Origin of the sequence: Streptomyces sp. NPDC079167, from assembly GCF_040686735.1 — a bacterium.
Lineage (GTDB): Bacteria > Actinomycetota > Actinomycetes > Streptomycetales > Streptomycetaceae > Streptomyces.
This window is the reverse complement of the sequence record NZ_JBFBLO010000008.1, coordinates 231,165-246,086: the sequence shown is the minus strand read 5'-3', so window position 1 is coordinate 246,086 and position 14,922 is coordinate 231,165. Positions and strand designations below refer to the sequence as shown.

The 14,922-nt window shown below is 71.2% G+C and carries 12 protein-coding genes and 1 pseudogene; 1 reads left to right on the top strand and 12 read right to left on the bottom strand.

Annotation, left to right across the window (positions count from 1 at the left end):
- Window positions 1-152 precede the first annotated feature (152 nt).
- On the top strand, window positions 153-1,058 hold the full coding sequence (locus AB0P41_RS19125) for a hypothetical protein (protein ID WP_365933041.1): 906 nt from the start codon (window positions 153-155) through the stop codon (window positions 1,056-1,058).
- Here the strand turns inward: AB0P41_RS19125 and AB0P41_RS19120 are convergent.
- From AB0P41_RS19120 to AB0P41_RS19065, 12 genes and pseudogenes are all read right to left on the bottom strand, one after another.
- Window positions 1,055-2,152, bottom strand: coding sequence for a dienelactone hydrolase family protein (locus tag AB0P41_RS19120; protein WP_365933039.1), 1,098 nt, complete (start codon window positions 2,150-2,152; stop codon window positions 1,055-1,057). The genes AB0P41_RS19125 and AB0P41_RS19120 overlap by 4 nt on opposite strands.
- A complete protein-coding gene (locus tag AB0P41_RS19115; protein ID WP_356712012.1) occupies window positions 2,149-3,252 on the bottom strand; it encodes a pectinesterase family protein in 1,104 nt (367 codons plus the stop codon). Before AB0P41_RS19115 ends, AB0P41_RS19120 begins: the two co-directional genes overlap by 4 nt.
- 95 nt (window positions 3,253-3,347) lie before the next feature.
- A complete protein-coding gene (locus tag AB0P41_RS19110; protein ID WP_365933037.1) occupies window positions 3,348-4,676 on the bottom strand; it encodes a pectate lyase in 1,329 nt (442 codons plus the stop codon).
- A 46-nt stretch (window positions 4,677-4,722) separates the two neighbouring features.
- Window positions 4,723-5,481, bottom strand: a pseudogene (locus AB0P41_RS19105) (rhamnogalacturonan acetylesterase); the annotation flags it as partial.
- A 123-nt stretch (window positions 5,482-5,604) separates the two neighbouring features.
- A complete protein-coding gene (locus AB0P41_RS19100) occupies window positions 5,605-6,939 on the bottom strand; it encodes a sugar ABC transporter substrate-binding protein (RefSeq protein ID WP_365933036.1) in 1,335 nt (444 codons plus the stop codon).
- Window positions 6,940-6,983: 44 nt separating this feature from the next.
- The gene (locus tag AB0P41_RS19095; RefSeq protein WP_365933034.1) at window positions 6,984-8,054 is read right to left on the bottom strand and encodes a pectin esterase; all 1,071 of its coding nucleotides are present in this window, start codon (window positions 8,052-8,054) and stop codon (window positions 6,984-6,986) included.
- A 24-nt stretch (window positions 8,055-8,078) separates the two neighbouring features.
- Complete coding sequence (locus tag AB0P41_RS19090; protein WP_365933032.1) at window positions 8,079-9,626, bottom strand: glycoside hydrolase 43 family protein; 1,548 nt, start codon at window positions 9,624-9,626, stop codon at window positions 8,079-8,081.
- Complete coding sequence (locus AB0P41_RS19085) at window positions 9,623-10,447, bottom strand: PmoA family protein (RefSeq protein ID WP_356712025.1); 825 nt, start codon at window positions 10,445-10,447, stop codon at window positions 9,623-9,625. Before AB0P41_RS19085 ends, AB0P41_RS19090 begins: the two co-directional genes overlap by 4 nt.
- The gene (locus AB0P41_RS19080) at window positions 10,444-11,613 is read right to left on the bottom strand and encodes a Gfo/Idh/MocA family oxidoreductase (RefSeq protein ID WP_356712027.1); all 1,170 of its coding nucleotides are present in this window, start codon (window positions 11,611-11,613) and stop codon (window positions 10,444-10,446) included. The genes AB0P41_RS19085 and AB0P41_RS19080 overlap by 4 nt, the downstream gene beginning before the upstream one ends.
- A complete protein-coding gene (locus AB0P41_RS19075) occupies window positions 11,610-12,980 on the bottom strand; it encodes a pectate lyase (protein ID WP_365933030.1) in 1,371 nt (456 codons plus the stop codon). The genes AB0P41_RS19080 and AB0P41_RS19075 overlap by 4 nt, the downstream gene beginning before the upstream one ends.
- A 5-nt stretch (window positions 12,981-12,985) precedes the next feature.
- On the bottom strand, window positions 12,986-13,903 hold the full coding sequence (locus tag AB0P41_RS19070; RefSeq protein ID WP_356712031.1) for a carbohydrate ABC transporter permease: 918 nt from the start codon (window positions 13,901-13,903) through the stop codon (window positions 12,986-12,988).
- Window positions 13,900-14,838 carry a sugar ABC transporter permease gene (locus AB0P41_RS19065; protein ID WP_356712033.1) on the bottom strand — a complete coding sequence of 313 codons (939 nt, stop codon included), beginning with the start codon at window positions 14,836-14,838 and terminating at the stop codon, window positions 13,900-13,902. The genes AB0P41_RS19070 and AB0P41_RS19065 overlap by 4 nt, the downstream gene beginning before the upstream one ends.
- Between the last annotated feature and the right edge of the window lie 84 nt (window positions 14,839-14,922).

Here is a 14,922-nt window from a genome sequence, read left to right as displayed (position 1 = left end):
CCGGCCCGCCCCCGCCTGCCGCACCGGGCCGGTGGGGGCGGGCCGCGCTGTCCGGGCGGCGCACGGCACCGGCGATTGCGGCATGGTTTCGCCCGGTCGACACTGGGACGTGAGAATCCTGCTCGCGGATCCCACCGAGGATGTGGCGCACCATGCCCAGCTCCCACAGCACCGGCCGCGAGGGCCGGGACCAGGACGCCGGGGTCGTGGTCCCGGAGGACGACGGCGGCCCTGACACCGGGCCGTCGGACGTCTTCCTGGACGTTCCCGCGCTCCATGTGGACAAGCTGGGCCTGGAGGTCGACGACCTGGAGGCCCATGTCTCCCTGAAGGCCGAGGTGCTCGACCTCCTCAAGCTGAACGTCGGGGCGGACGTACGGCTCGGGAGCGTCCAGCTGGACATCGAGGGTGTGGATGTCCAGGCACAGCTCAAGGTACGGCTGCACCACATCGCGGCCATCGTCACCCGGCTGCTGGCCACGGTCGACGGCAACCCCCAGATCCTCGAACAGCTGACCCGCGGAGTGGGTGCGGCGGTCGAGGACGTCGGGGCCGGCACCGGCCGGGCCGCGGGAGAGCTGGGCGAGGGTGCCGGTGCCGCCGTGAGCGAGGTCGGCCGGGGAGCGGGGACCGCGGTCGAGTCCGTCGGTGCGGGTACGGGCACGGCGGTGGAGGGCGTCGGCGACGCGGCGGGCTCCGCCGTCGAGGCCGGCGGGAAGGCGCTCGGCGGCGGGCAGGAGGAGAAGGCGGAGGAAGAACCCGGCCGCCCGGCCCCCCGCCGCAGGCGCAGGACTCCTGAGCGCTCCGCCGAGCCGGACGAGCCCCGCCGTACGGCTCCCGCGAAGAAGGCGAGCAGGAGCAGGAAGGCGGCCACCGGAACCACGTCCGCAGAGGGAAGCGAGCCCCCGGCCGGGAAACCGGTGACCAGGAAGAAGACGGCGGCCGGGAAGAAGACGGCGGCCGGGAAGCCGGTGGCCAGGAAGGCCGCGGCGAAGAAGTCGTCCGCTGCGAAGACGGGCACGAAGAAGACCGCGGGCCGCCCCCGGCACCGGACCTAGAGGTTCTCGGCCGGAGCGGCCAGCCATGTGTCCAGCCAGGCGTACACCTCGTCCTGCATGGCGGCCGTGAAGGCGTGGCCGGTGTCCGGCCGGACGGTGGTGGTGAGCCGGTCGCCCGCTCCCTGCGACTCCCAGACCGCGCGCAGCTTCGCGTACGCCGCCGCCACCCCGGCCGGTGTGAAGAGGTGGTCCCGGCCGCCCGCGAGGAACAGCGCGGGCTTGGGGGCGGCGAGGGAGGCCACGTCCGGGATGTCGAGGCTGCGGTGCAGCCCGGGGTGGAGCATGAAGTACGCGGACTGGCCGCGCAGCGCGTTGTTGCCCGGGACCATCATCTCCTTGAGCCCTGTCATCCAGCAGACGGCCGCCGCCGCCCTGACGCCGTCGGAGAGGGCGGACAGCTGCCAGGCGCGGTAGGCGCCCATGGAGAAGCCCAGCGCCCCGACGCGCCGCTCGTCCACCTCGGGCAGTGAGGCGAGGAAGGCCGCGGCACGGATGTCCTCGTGGGCGGAGAGTCCGGCCGGCGAGGTGCCCAGTTGGAGGAGGTTGGCGGCCAGGGCCTGCTGGTCCTCGTAGGCGAGCGGTCCCCGGTCGCCCCAGCCCAGGGTGTCCACGGCGAGCACGGCGTAGCCGCGGGCGGCCAGTTCGTCGCCGATGAACCGGCCGCCGTAGTTCCGGTCCGCCCACGCGGTGGCTCGCGCGAGGCGGTCCGGGTCCGACCGGGGCCGCACGGTCTTCTCACGGCCGATCGTGAACTCGCTCCCGTGGTCGTGGAGGGCCAGCACCGCCGGGAAGGGTCCGGACCCGTGCGGGATCAGCAGGGAGCCGCGCGCCCGCCCGTAACGGCTGAGGGCGAACTCCACGGTGCGCGCGGTGTACGGCCCGGCGTCGGTCGCTTCGACGGTCACCGGGTCGAAGGGGTCGGGGTCGGGGGCCAGGGGCTGCATCAGCGCCTTCCCGGCCACGGCGCGCGCCTCGGCGCGCCAGGCCGGGAAGTCACGGCCCCCGGACCTCTCCCAGGAGAGCGGAAAGGTGAGTTCGTCCCTGAGCCGCTCGTGGAAGGCGGGCAGCACCCCTTGGGTGATCCCCAGGTTCACGCGTACGGCCGCCAGTCGCCCAGGTATGCGGCCGCGGTGTGCCTCCTGGCCTCGGTGGCGGTCAGTTGCGGGCGGTTGCCGGGGACCGTGATGCGCGCGCCGGGGCCGGAGTTGCGGTACTCGGCGAAGCGCTGGTCCTGCCAGGGGAAGCCCGAGGACATCGTGCCGTACGGCGTGACCGCGTCGATGCCCGCGCCGAGGTGGCTGTCGCGGACGGTCAGCATCGGGTGGGCGGTCAGGTCCGATGAGGGCACCCAGGGGCGGGCCAGCTTGTAGTACGCGTCGGGGGCGGTGCTGGTGATCCGGGAGCGCAGGACCAGGTAGCCGCGCGGGTTGGCCCCGGCGGTGCTGGGCGCGAAGACGAAGCCGTACGGGGCCGAGGCCAGGTCGGTGCGGGTCAGGGTGCGGAAGTGGCAGCGGTCGTAGACGGCGGTGGCGCGGCCGAAGACGAAGTCGACGTCGCCCTCCACGTAGCAGTCGCGGTAGTACTGCCGGGCGAAGGCGGTGAGGGCGAGGGTGTCTGCGTACAGGGTGTCCTGGTGGCCGAGGAAGCGGCAGCCGTAGAACGCGGAGCGGTCGCCCTGCACCTTGATGGCGACGGCCTGGGTGCCGGTGTACTCGGGGTTGTCGGAGCGCAGCCAGTCGTTGGCGAAGGTGATGTCGCGGGCGGTGAAGCCGGCGGCCTGGACGGTGAAGGTGGCAGATCCGCTGGTGCCGTAGGTGCCGGACCCGTCGGGCTTGGGCGTGCCGGCGGCGTTGTCGTACACGATGACGGTGTCACGGGGGTCGCCGCTCGCGCCGATCAGCGTGAGCTCCGCCCGGTCGGCGGTGACGAGGACCGTGGAACGGTAGGTGCCGGGTGCGAGCACCAGGGTGCGGCCGGTGCCGGTCGCGGCGTCGACGGCGGACCGCACGTCGGTGTGGTCTCCCCTGCCGCGCGGGTCGACGTAGAGCGTCCGTGCGTCGAGTCGCCGGGACGGCGAGCCGTAGCGGCCGAAGGGGCGGGGGTGCGCGGGACGGGCCCGGGCGGCGGGCGTACCGAGGGCGAGGGCTGCGCCCGCGCCCGCGAACAGGGTCAGCGCACTGCGTCTGCTGGGCATGGCGGTACTCCTTGCGAAGAGGGGGCGGGCCGGAGCGGCGCCTTCCGGGGTGGTGGAAGGGTGCGGTGCCGCTCCGGCCGGTCAGGGGGTGGGGGTCAGCGGGCCGACGTCTTGCCGGCACCCGCCTTGAGCCCCACCAGCAGGGGGACGGCGAGGGGGTGGTCGACCTTCGTGCGCAGCGTCGGGGTCCAGCCGGCGCCCTCGGTGAGCTGCTCGGCGGGAACGCCCGCGTTGTGCACGGCGATCAGGTCGGTCTTACGCCCGTTGACGTAGTTGTTCCCGGCCGTGAGTGAGGACTCGGACCACTTCTTGAGGATGGCCGCCTTGTCGAAGCCCTTGGGGACGGTGAACGCGTTGTGCTCCGCGACGAGGTGGGACTCGGCGCCGATGCCGTACGTGTAGCCGTACGCGGCGCCCTTGGTGGCGGCGAACCAGTTGTTGTACGAGTCGACCTGCCCGAAGCGGACGCGGGGCGCGCGTTCCTTCACGTCCTTGAAGAGGTTGTGGTGCAGCGTCACGCGGAGCTTGCCGCGGTCGGACGCCCCGGCGCCGTCGCTGTTGCCGATGAGCATGGTCTTGTCGTGGTCCTTGAGGACGTTCCACGACACGGTGACGAGGTCGGCGCCGCGCACGATGTCGAAGAGGCCGTCGTGCTGCTGGTACACCTGCCCGAAGTAGTGCGGCTGGCCGGCGTCGGGGCGGTCGCCGTCGCTGAAGGTGTTGTGGTCGACCCAGACGTGGCTGGAGCCGTACACGACGAGGTTGTCGTACTCGGAGTTCCAGGCGCCCTGGTCACCGTCGGTGGGGTCCCACTGGGGGAAGCAGTCGTAGGTGTCCTCGAACGAGATGTTGCGGACGATCACGTTGGAGACGTTCTTCACCTGGAGGCTGGCGCCGATGATCGTGGCGTCCTTGCCGACGCCGACGAGCGTGGTGTTGGACGGGACGTTCACGTTGACCGCGGCGGCCTGCAGCTTCGCGGACGCGGCGCGGGCGTCCTCCAGCGGGCCCGACGGGACCGCGTCGGTGCCCCAGACGGCCGGGTCGTAGGCCGCGAGGTACTTCTCCAGGGTGTAGCCGTCCTGCTGGTAGGCCTCGCAGCCGATCGGTGTGCCGGCGGCGTCGGAGTTGCCGTGGACGGTGCCGGCGATTCTGACGATCTTCGGCGCGTCCCCGGCGTCCTCGAAGGCGGCGATGAGCTCGGCCCGGTTGCTCACGGTGTAGACGTGGTCGGGGGTGGCCTTCGCGCCCCCCGTGGTGGAGCCCTCGGCGGCGGCCCAGCCGTCGCCCGGGGGAAGTACGGCGCGCTCGATGCCCTTGCCGTGGCGGTGCGATGCCTGGGCGGGGAGGCTCACGGCGAGGGCGAGCGAGGCGCAGCCCGTCACCACGGCGATGGCGCGGACATGTCTCATGCGTGCGGGCATGGCGGATCCCTAACTGTCGTACGGGGAATGGAGTGAAGGGGAGCCCGAGCACGCGCCGGTCCAGCAGGGCGCGGGCGGTCATCCTGGCCACCTCGACGGCTCCGTCGGGCCGGAAGTGGGTGTTGTCCTGCTTGCCGTCGGGGTAGTTGGGCGACTCGCCGGGCTCCAGCCGGTTGAAGTACGCCTCGGTCCCGTCGGGGCCCAGTTCCTGCCAGCGGGCGAGGGAGAGCGCCTGGAGGTCGAGCAGCGGCACGTCCTCCTGGGACGCCAGGGCGCGCATCGCGGCGGGGTACTCCCCGTGTGTGGGCTTCGCGGTGCCGTCCTCGGCGAACCGGCGGCGCTCGACCGGGGTGAGCAGCACGGGTTCCGCGCGACGGGCGCGAGCGCCCTTGACGTACTGGCGCAGGTATTCCTGGTAGGTGGTGTACGGGTCGGTGCCGCGGGCGGGGTCCTCGGTCTTCTCGTCGTTGTGCCCGAACTGGACGAGGACGATGTCGCCCGGGTGTACGCCGTCGAGGAGTGCGGCGAGGCGTCCCTCGTCGATGAAGCTCTTGGAACTCCGGCCGTTCACCGCGTGGTTGGCGACGGCGAGCGACCGGCTGAGGAAGAAGGGAAGGGCCATGCCCCAGCCGGTCTCGGGCGCGGCGGCGGCGTACTTCTGGGCCGCTGTCGAGTCGCCCGCGATATGGAGGGTGCGGAGCCGGGGCCTGCCTCCTCCTCCACCGTGTGCGAGCGCGGGGGTGGCGGAGAGGGCGAGAGGCAGCGCGAGGAGCGCGGCTGCCGTACGTCTGCGGGTCAGTGACACAGGTCGGCTTCCTTCTCGGAGGACACATGTGTGGTGGTGCGCAGGAAGAGGGACCGGCGGCGGGGTGCGACCCGGACCGCCGCCGGTCCCCCGGTCAATGGGGGCTGGGCGGGACGGCAGGGATCAGCCGTTGCCCAGTTCAGTCCACTCCTTCTGGGCGGCGTTCAGCTCGTCGGCCATCTTGTCGAGGAAGTCCTTGGCCGTGACCTTGCCGAGGAGCAGCTTCTGGAACTCGGGCTCGTTGTCAGCCTTGCTGATGTTGTTCCAGTCGGGCAGGTAGTACGGCAGGTCGACGATCTTGGTGGAGCCGTCGGTGAGGGCCTTCGCGGCGAGCGCGGTGGGCTCGGTCTCGTTGATCCACGGGTCCTTGGCCGCTTCGGTGTTGGCCGGGATGGCGCCCGCGGACTTGTTCCACTTGCTGTTGGACTCGTGCGAGGCCGCGAACTCGATGAACTTCCAGGCCGCGTTCTTGTTCTTGCTGGACCGGAAGAGGCCGAGACCGTCGACGGGGTTGGAGACCTGGACGCGCGTGCCGCCCTCCCCGATGGGGGCGGGTATGCCGGCGAACTTGTCCTCGCCCAGCGCCTTCAGGTGGTCCTGGTAGGAGCCGAGGTTGTGGCTGAGCATCCCGATGGTGCCGGTGTCCCACTGGGCGACCATCTTGGTGAAGTCGTTGTTGACGTCGGCCGCCGGCGTCGTCTTCTTGAAGAGGGCGGCGTACTTCTCGAGTGCCGCGACGTTCTTCGGGTCGTTCAGGGTGGTCTTGTCGCCGTCCCAGAACTCCGTGATGCCGGTCTGGCCGTAGATCGCGTCCAGGGCCTGCGCGATGGAGCCGGCGCCGCCGCGGATGGTGTAGCCGAACTTGTTGTTCTTCGCGTCGGTGAGCTTGTCGGCGGCCTCGTAGAACTTGGGCCAGGTGGTGGGCGCGTCCAGCTTCGCCGCCTCGAACAGATCGGTGCGGTACCAGAGCGCGCCGTTGTTCGCGGAGGTCGGCACGGTGTACATGTCGTCGCCCCGGCCGGCCGCGGCTCTGACGCTCTCGACCATGCCCTCGACGAGCTTGCCCTTCAGCTCCGACTTCTCCAGCCGGTCGCTGATCGGTTCCAGGGCCTCCTGGGACACGATGTTGGCCAGGTACGCGGTGCCCACGCCGCCGACGTCCGGCAGGCCGCCGCCCGCGATGGCCGTGTCGTACTTGGACTGGACGTCGGCGATCGGGATCGGGACGTACTTGACCTTGATGTCCGGGTTCTTCTTCTCGAAGTCCTTGATGATCTCGGTCCAGATGGCGGTGCGCGGGCCACCGTTGTTGTCCCAGAAGGTGATCTCGCCCTTCCCGCTGCCCTCCGTGCCCGAGCTGCTGCCGTCGTCGCCGCAGCCGGTGGCCGCGAGTGCCAGGACCGCGGTGAGGGACACCGCGGTCGCGGTACGCCCCCGGAGCGTCTTCGAGATGTTCATGTCGGCTCTTCTCTCTCGGATCTGTACGCGTACGTGGGGGGAGGTCAGTGGTGTGTGCGGTGCGGCGCGGTGCCGATGTACTCCTGCGGACCCGCGTTCCGGGTCACGAGCCTCGGTACGTCGGCGGCGCGGTCCAGCGTGTACGGGTAGAAGTCACGCGGTTCGAACGCGGCGCCCCAGGCGTCGGTGCGGCCCGTGGTGTTCCTCAGGATCGATCCGCGCTGCACCAGCTCGGCCGTGGCGTCGGCCTGGTAGGGGTGCTGGACGTCCCGGTAGTAGCTGTTCTCGATGACCATCTTCGTGGCGCCGCGCGCCCAGTTGCCGTACGTCCACAGCGGGTCCCCGTCCGTCACCTGCGCGGAGAGGTAGTTGTTGTAGAGGTGGGCGTAGGCGCAGTTGTCGGCGGAGGGGTTGCGCTGCTTCGTGCCGCTGAACCAGTTGTGGTCGATCGTGATCTGCGTGGTGACGTTCTCGGTCCAGCCGATGCCGAGCGCCTTGTTGTGGTTGTCGAAGTGGTTGTGCGACACGGTGATGTACTGGCTGTCCTTGCGGATGTCGAGCAGCCCGTCACCCATGTGCGTCAGCCGGTTGTGGTCGATCCAGACGTGGTCGGCGGTGTCCATCTGGATCGCGTCGAAGTCTGAGGTCTTCCCGTCCCAGTCGCCCTCGACGTAGGAGTCGCGGATGGTGAGGTTACGGATGATGACGTTGCTGGTGCCCGGGTTCAGGTGGAGTTCGCCGTGGACGATCTCGCCCGTGCCGCCCACCCCGACGATGGTCTTGTCGGACGCGACGTCGATGTCCGCGCCGAAGGGTTCGACGGCGATGGAGCTGGCCACCCGGATGACGTAGGGCTCCTCGGCTCCGGCGTACCTCTCCAGGCCCGCCTGGTCGGTGACGGTGACCACCTCGCCGCCCCGGCCCCCTGTGGTGCCGCCCGCCAGTGAGGCGAAGCCGTGCGGTGTGGCGCCGCCGTGGTGCGCCTCACCGGCGGGCCGTGACCCGGTGGCGGCCGAAGCCCCGCCCGGGGCGGTGGGCAGGAGAAAGGCGGCCGCGAGTGCGATCGCCGTGCACAGCGTTCTCGTTCTGGTGCGCTCGGTACGGAGGTGCGTCATTGCGTCTCCCAAAGCGGTGCGGGGTCAGGTTCTGGGTGGTGTTCCGGTGGTGCGGAACGCGGTGAAGCCGGCTGTTCCGGACGGTCCTGTCCCGGCCGGCGCGGTGGCGAAGAGCCCTAGGAGCGCTCCCACCCAGCGCCAGGGGGTGGCCGCGAAGACCTGGCCGGACGCCTGGAAGCCGGTCCCGTCACCGGTGTCGGCGTAGAAGCGGCAGCGGGCGCCCCGGGTGACCTCGATACGGACGCGGACGGCGGCCCCGGGCGCGGGGCGCGGGTGTTCCGCGTCCCGCTCGTGCTCGGCGACCGTCTCTGCGTACCGGTGCACGAGCCTGGCCGCCCCGTCGGCCCCGGCCTCCAGGCCGATCCACGAGAAGGCGTCCCCGAGCACGGCGAGTCCGGCCTTGGCACCGGGTTCGGCGGAGTCCAGCGTGATGCCGGTCTCGACGGTGAACTCCTCGGCCGGCAGCCGCTGCACCAGGACGTTGGGCAGGGCGCGCAGATCATGGGCGTACGCGGTCCGTACGCAGCTGAGGCGCAGCCCGTCGCCGCCGTGTCCGACCGTCCAGCCGGGCCGCGGGTTGGCCGTCCACTGCCACTGACGGCCGTAGCGGCCGCCGGGGAAGTCGTCGCTTGAGGCGGGGGCTTCGACGGGCTGCTCGGGGGCGGTGGGGCGGCGGTGTGTGAGGACGGGTTCGCCCTCGTCGCCGATGACCGGCCAGCCTCCCTCCCAGCGCATCGGCTGGAGGTGCACCACACGGCCGTACGCTCCGCGGGCCTGGAAGTGCAGGAACCAGTCCTCACCGGCGGCCGTCCTGACCCAGCCGCCCTGGTGCGGGCCGTTGACCTCGGTGGTGCCCTGCGCGAGGACGACCCGCTCCTCGTAGGGCCCGTCGAACGTCCGTGAGCGGAAGGCGCCCTGCCAGCCGGTCTCCACTCCCCCGGCCGGGGCGAAGATCCAGAACCAGCCGTCGTGCCGGTAGAGCTTGGGGCCCTCCAGCGTGAACCAGCCCGGGATCGTGTCGGCGTCGATCAGGGTCGTGCCCTCGTCGAGCAGCTCCCGGCCGTCGGGGCTCATCCGGTGGCCGGTGAGCCGGTTCTTGATGCCGGAGCGGGACTTCGCCCAGGCGTGCACCAGGTAGGCCTCGCCGGTCTCCTCGTCCCACAGGGGGCACGCGTCGATCAGGCCCTTGCCGGACTTCACGAGGTGCGGGGCGCTCCAGGGGCCGCGGATGTCCTCGGCGTTGATCTGCTGGATGCCGTGGTCGGGATCGCCCCAGAAGATCCAGAAGCGTCCCGCGTGGTGGCGCAGCGAGGGCGCCCACACCCCGCAGTCGTGGCGGGGCACGGCGAAGTCGGCGTCCGGTCCGAGCCGGTCGAGGGCGTGGCCGACCAGGGTCCAGTTGACGAGGTCGCGGGAGTGCAGCAGGGGCAGCCCGGGGACGCGGCCGAAGCTGGACGCGGTGAGGTAGTAGTCGTCGCCGACGCGTACGACGTCGGGGTCGGACCAGTCGGCGTTGAGGACCGGGTTGCGGTAGGTGCCGTCCCCGAGGTCGGACTTCCAGGGCATCGTCATGCGGAGACCGCCTTGCGGACGTGGGAGGCAGCGGCGTCCCGGTCGAGGCGTCCGTCGGCGACGACGGTGACGACCCGGCGCACGACGGTGTCCCCGGCGGGGACGGGAAGCCGGCGGTCGGCGGCGAGGGAGGAGCCGACCCCCGGGTATTCGGTGGTCCGTACGAACCACGGGTCGCGCCGGGTCTCGTCGGTCGCGCCGGCGAAGACCAGGGTCCAGCCGTCCCCCACGAGGGCCAGCCAGTCGGCGGCCCTGCCGTGCACGGCTTCCTCGCCGTCGAGCGTTCCGCTGAACACGGCGGGCGGCGTGGCCTCCTTGGGGGCGCGCCAGAAGAAGCCGCCGTATCCGGCGCCGGGGCGGCCGTTGGTGGCGGGGCTGCCGATGGAGAGGTCCGTGGAGCCGCGGTTGGAGAGGGAGAAGGAGAAGTCCAGCGCCCAGGCGGTGCCGGAGATCTCGGTGACGGCGACCGTGCGGTGCTCGCGCAGCAGCTCGGCGCCGCCGGCCTCCCAGCTGAGCTCCTCCACGAACCCGTCCGGGTCGCGGAGCTTCCAGCCGAGGTGGCGCTGCGTCCCGTGGTTGTCGAGCTCGGTGGGGCCCTGGTCGCGGACGAAGGTGCGGCCGCCCCAGAAGTTGTGTCCGGCGACGTCGGGCACCGCGACGGACGCGCCCAGGTGGTGGATGTGGTCGGCCGGACGCTCCTCGGTGACGAGGGTGCCGGAGAGCGTGGTGACGGGGTGCAGACGGGGGCGGCTGTCCGTCCCCTGCCCGTAGCCGTAGCGGCCGACGGGGCGTCCGGCGCAGCTGAGGAGTGCGGTGGTCATGGGGTGCTCACCTCGCTGGGTCGCGCCCAGGAGGCGCCTAGTTCGGAGAAGAGGGTGAGGGTGTCGGCGGCGGCGGCGACGGTGCCGTCGATGCCGCGCACGATGCGCCGTACGCCGTCGCCGGTGTCGGCGGGCCGGGTGTGCCAGGCGGTGGCGGGCAGCGCGGTGGGCTCGGGGGCGGTGCGTACGGCGTCGAGGACCCGCATGAAGGCGCCGGTGCGCTCGGGCGGTACGAGGAGCGCTGTGCCGTGTTCCAGGTGGTCGACGAGGTTCTCCAGGAGGTCGGTCCGTCCGTGCACGGTCTCCTCGGGGCCGTGTCCGGCGCGCTGGACGAGGACCCGGTCCTGCTTGTACCAGAAGGTGACGCGGCCGCGGTCGCCGTGGACGATCACGTACGGTTCGCCGGCCTCCTCCGCGCAGAGGGTGACCGCGACGGTCACGGGCAGCCCGTCGGTGGTGGTGACCCGGACGCAGCTGGTGTCGTCGGACTCGATGTCGTGGGCCCGGAAGAGCTCGGTCTCGATGGACGCGACGTCCTCGGCCCTTCCCCGGTCCGCGAGTTCGAGCGCGGTGGCGACGGCGTGCGCCAGCGGGTTGGTGAGCACCCCGTCGACCACGTCGGTCCCGCCCATCCGGCGGCGCCCGGCCCAGGGCGCGCGCCGGAAGTAGGCGTCGTCGCGGACCCAGGCGCCGGCGGCGCCGATGCCCCGCACGGTGCCGATGGCCCCGGTGCGTACGAGGTCCTTGACGGCGGTCACGGCGTGCGAGCCGAAGGACTGGAAGCCGATCTGGCAGGCGATGCCCGCCTCCCGTACCCCGTCGGCCATGCGGGCGTAGTCGTCCCAGGTGGCGGCGGGCGGCTTCTCCAGGAGGAGGTGTACGCCACGGGCCGCTGCGGTCAGGGCCAGCGTGGTGTGGGTCGGGATGGGGGTGCAGATGACGGCGGCGCGTGCGCCGGTGGAGTCCAGGAGGGCCCCGAAGTCGGCGGACTGCTCGGGCATCTCGTCGGCGAACATGTCGAGTTCGGCGTCGGTCAGCGGGTTCAGCTCGCAGACGCCCGCCAGTCTGACCAGGCCCTGGTGCTGGAGGCGGCGGATGTTGGCGAGGTGCCAGCGGCCGTGGCCGCGGGCGCCGGCCAGGACGACGGGCAGCGGTGTCACGCTCATCCGGCCCTCCCCGCTCCGGCCTTGCGGGCGACCTCGGCGGCGGCCTTCCCGGCGCTGTCGACGGGGCCGTGCAGGGTGGGTGTCCAGCCCGTGTCGGTAGCGAGGTCGGTCTCGCTGCCGGAGTTGTAGGCGTTGTAGATGGAGACCAGGTCGACGGGGAAGCCGTTGAACACGGTGCCGCGCTGGGTGAGCGCGCTGCCGTTCCAGCTCTTCAGCAGGTCGGCGACCTCGACGTGGCCCGGGGTCACGAACGCGTTGTTCTCGGCGACGATCCGGGACTCGGTGGAGATGCCGAGGGAGTAGCGGTAGTCACCGTCCTCGGGGATGACGTAGCGGTTGTTGTAGAGGTGCACCTGGCCGAAGCGGACCCGGGGGGCGCGCTGCACGACCGAGTGGAACTCGTTGTGGTGCAGGGTGACGCGGAGCTTGCCCCGGTCGGTGGTCACGCCGTCACCGTTGCCGATGAGCATCGCCTTGTCGTGGTCGGCGAACCGGCTCCAGGAGACGGTGACGAGGTCGGAGCCGTTGGTGATGTCGAGGAGCCCGTCGTGGCGCAGGTAGTTGCGCCCGAAGTAGGTGGGCTCCCGGTCGTCGGCGTGGCCCTTGTCGCTCGCGGTGACGTGGTCGATCCAGACGTGGGTGGCGCCGCGCAGCCACAGCGTGTCGTACGCGGTCTTCCAGTCGCCGAGGCCGCCGGTGTTGGGCTGCCAGGCCGGGAAGCAGTCGTAGGCGTCGCGGAGTTCGAGGTTGCGGATGATGACGTTGTCGGCGCCCTCGACCTGGAGGCTCGCGCCCTTGAGCACGGCGCCCGCACCGGTCCCGACGATCGTGGTGTTCGACCCGACCAGCAGTTCGACGCGCTCGGCCTGGCGGGCGGCGGACGCCTTGCGGGCGTCCTCCTGCGGCCCGGAGGGTTTGGCCCCGCCCCAGGTGCGGGGGTCGTAGGCGGCGAGGTACGCGCCGAGGCCGTAGCCGTCGGTGGCGTAGTCGGCGCAGTCCAGCCGCCGTCCCCGGTCGTCGGTGTTGGCGTCGATCGTGCCCGCCACCTTGATGATCTTGGGGACGGAGCTGCCGCCGTCGAGCGCCGCGACGAGCTGGGCGCGGTTGCGCACGGTGAGCACGTGGTCCTCGTCGGCGGCCGAGCCTCCCGTGGTGCCCGCGCCTTCCGCGGCCCAGCCGTCGTTGTCGGCGAGCACCTCCCGGCCGAGGTCCCGGCCGGAGGCCGTCGCGGGTGCGGAGGCCTCCGGCGCCGTCTCCGGCGAGGCGGTGGCCGCCCGGGCGCCCGGCTGGAGGACCAGGCTGCCCAGCAGCAGGGCGAGCGCGGCGGTGGTGCGGCGCACGGTGCGGGGGCGGTGCTTCCAGGTCATGTCCCTCATCCCTTCACGGCGCCGGCGCTGAAGCCGGTGATGAGCCACTTCTGGATGAAGGCGAAGACGATCACCACGGGCACGGCGGCGATGACACCGCCCGCGGCCAGCGCCCCGAGGTCGACGCTGTCGGCGCCGATCAGGGTGTTGAGGCCGACCGGGATCGTCTGCTTGTCCTGTTCGCTGAGGAACATCAGGGCGAACAGGAAGTGGTTCCAGCTGTGGACGAAGGCGAACGAGCCGACCGCGATCAGTCCGGGGCGCAGCAGCGGCAGGACGACGGCGCAGAAGGCCTTGAAGCGCGAGCAGCCGTCCACCCAGGCGGCCTCTTCGAGGGAGACCGGGACGTTCTTGATGAAGCCGCTGATCAGGATGATCGAGAGGGGGAGCTGGAAGACGGTCTCCGCGATGACGACGCTCCCCAAGGAGTTGATCATCTGGAGGTTCTTGAAGATCTCGAAGAGCGGCACGAGCATCAGGGCGCCCGGGATGAACTGCGAGCAGAGCAGCGCCAGCATGAAGGCGCCCTTGATCTTGAAGTCGAACCGGGCCAGGGCGTAGCCGCCGGCCAGCGCGACCAGGGTCGTGGCGATCAGCGTCGCGACGCCGACGATCATGCTGTTCTGGAAGAAGAGGGCGAAGCTGCGCTCGTTCCAGACCTTGGAGAAGTGCTCCCCCGTCATCGGCCAGGGCACCAGCGAGGTGGAGCCGGCGGGCCGTACGGCGAAGAGGAACATCCAGTAGAACGGGATGAGGGTGAAGAGCAGATAGATGCCGAGCGGCACGTAGATCTGCCAGCGCGGTACGTCGTCGAAGGCGCGCTCACGCTTCGTGCGGCGGCGCGAGGAGGGCGGCGGGAGGTCGTTGCCCCCGGACGGTCCCGGCGTGCGGGCGTCGTTCTTCTCCACGAGTGCGGCGGTCACTTGTTGTCGCCTCCGAACTTGCTCAGGCGCAGATAGACGATCGAGCAGAAGAGGAGGATCACGAAGGCGACGGTGGTGAGCGCGGAGGCGTATCCGAAGTCGTGGCCCTCGATGCCTGTGTTGGCGACGTAGAGGGGCAAGGTGGTGGTCTCGCCCGCCGGTCCGCCGCCGGTGAGGGTGTAGAGCAGGTCGACGTTGTTGAACTCCCAGACCCCGCGCAGCAGGGTGGCCAGGATGATCGCGTCGCGCAGGTGCGGGAGCGTGATGTGGAAGAACTGCCGCAGCCGGCCGGCACCGTCCACCGACGCCGCTTCGTACAGCTCCTTGGAGACGGACTGCAGGTCGGCGAGGATGAGGATGGCGAAGAAGGGGACTCCGCGCCAGAGTTCGGAGATGGTCGCCGCCCAGAAGACGGTCCCGGTGTCGGAGAGGACCGACGTGCCGTACTCACCGATCCCGGCGTCCGCGAGGTAGCGGCTGAAGCCGGTCGAGGAGTTGTAGAGCAGGATCCAGATGGTGCTGGTCAGCACCCCGGAGACGGCCCAGGGCGAGAAGACCATGGCGCGGGATATGCCGCGGCCGATGAAGGTCTGGTTGACGATCAGCGCGAGGGCGAGACCGAGCGCGAGCTGCAGGGTCACCTGGGTGAAGACCCACTGGGCGCTGAAGCCGAGCGTCGGCCAGAACTGCTCGTCCTCGGTGAAGATCCTGGTGAAGTTGTCGAAGCCGGCGAAGCCGTTCCGCCACGGCTTGGTGACGTTGTAGTCCTGCAGGCTGTAGTAGAAGACGCTGACCACCGGATAGGCGATGAAGCCCAGCATCAGCAGGCCCGCGGGCGCGATCAGCAGATACGGCAGGCGGCGGGGTGTGGCCGAGCGGCGCTTGGACGCCTTCCCCTTGGGGGGCGGTGTGGCCACGGCTGCGGATTGGGCCATGACGCGTCTCCGATCTCTGGAAAGTGCTGGATGTGCCGTGCTTTCGGTGCATCGTGCAAGCGCTTACCGTTTGCCGTTCGGTAT

Coding starts and splice junctions, on each gene's coding strand:
- AB0P41_RS19125 (WP_365933041.1), top strand. CDS start 153: ATGCCCAGCTCCCACAGCACCGGCCGCGAGGGCCGGGACCAGGACGCC.
- AB0P41_RS19115 (WP_356712012.1), bottom strand. CDS start 3,252: ATGCCCAGCAGACGCAGTGCGCTGACCCTGTTCGCGGGCGCGGGCGCA.
- AB0P41_RS19110 (WP_365933037.1), bottom strand. CDS start 4,676: ATGCCCGCACGCATGAGACATGTCCGCGCCATCGCCGTGGTGACGGGC.
- AB0P41_RS19100 (WP_365933036.1), bottom strand. CDS start 6,939: ATGAACATCTCGAAGACGCTCCGGGGGCGTACCGCGACCGCGGTGTCC.
- AB0P41_RS19095 (WP_365933034.1), bottom strand. CDS start 8,054: ATGACGCACCTCCGTACCGAGCGCACCAGAACGAGAACGCTGTGCACG.
- AB0P41_RS19090 (WP_365933032.1), bottom strand. CDS start 9,626: ATGACGATGCCCTGGAAGTCCGACCTCGGGGACGGCACCTACCGCAAC.
- AB0P41_RS19085 (WP_356712025.1), bottom strand. CDS start 10,447: ATGACCACCGCACTCCTCAGCTGCGCCGGACGCCCCGTCGGCCGCTAC.
- AB0P41_RS19080 (WP_356712027.1), bottom strand. CDS start 11,613: ATGAGCGTGACACCGCTGCCCGTCGTCCTGGCCGGCGCCCGCGGCCAC.
- AB0P41_RS19075 (WP_365933030.1), bottom strand. CDS start 12,980: ATGACCTGGAAGCACCGCCCCCGCACCGTGCGCCGCACCACCGCCGCG.
- AB0P41_RS19065 (WP_356712033.1), bottom strand. CDS start 14,838: ATGGCCCAATCCGCAGCCGTGGCCACACCGCCCCCCAAGGGGAAGGCG.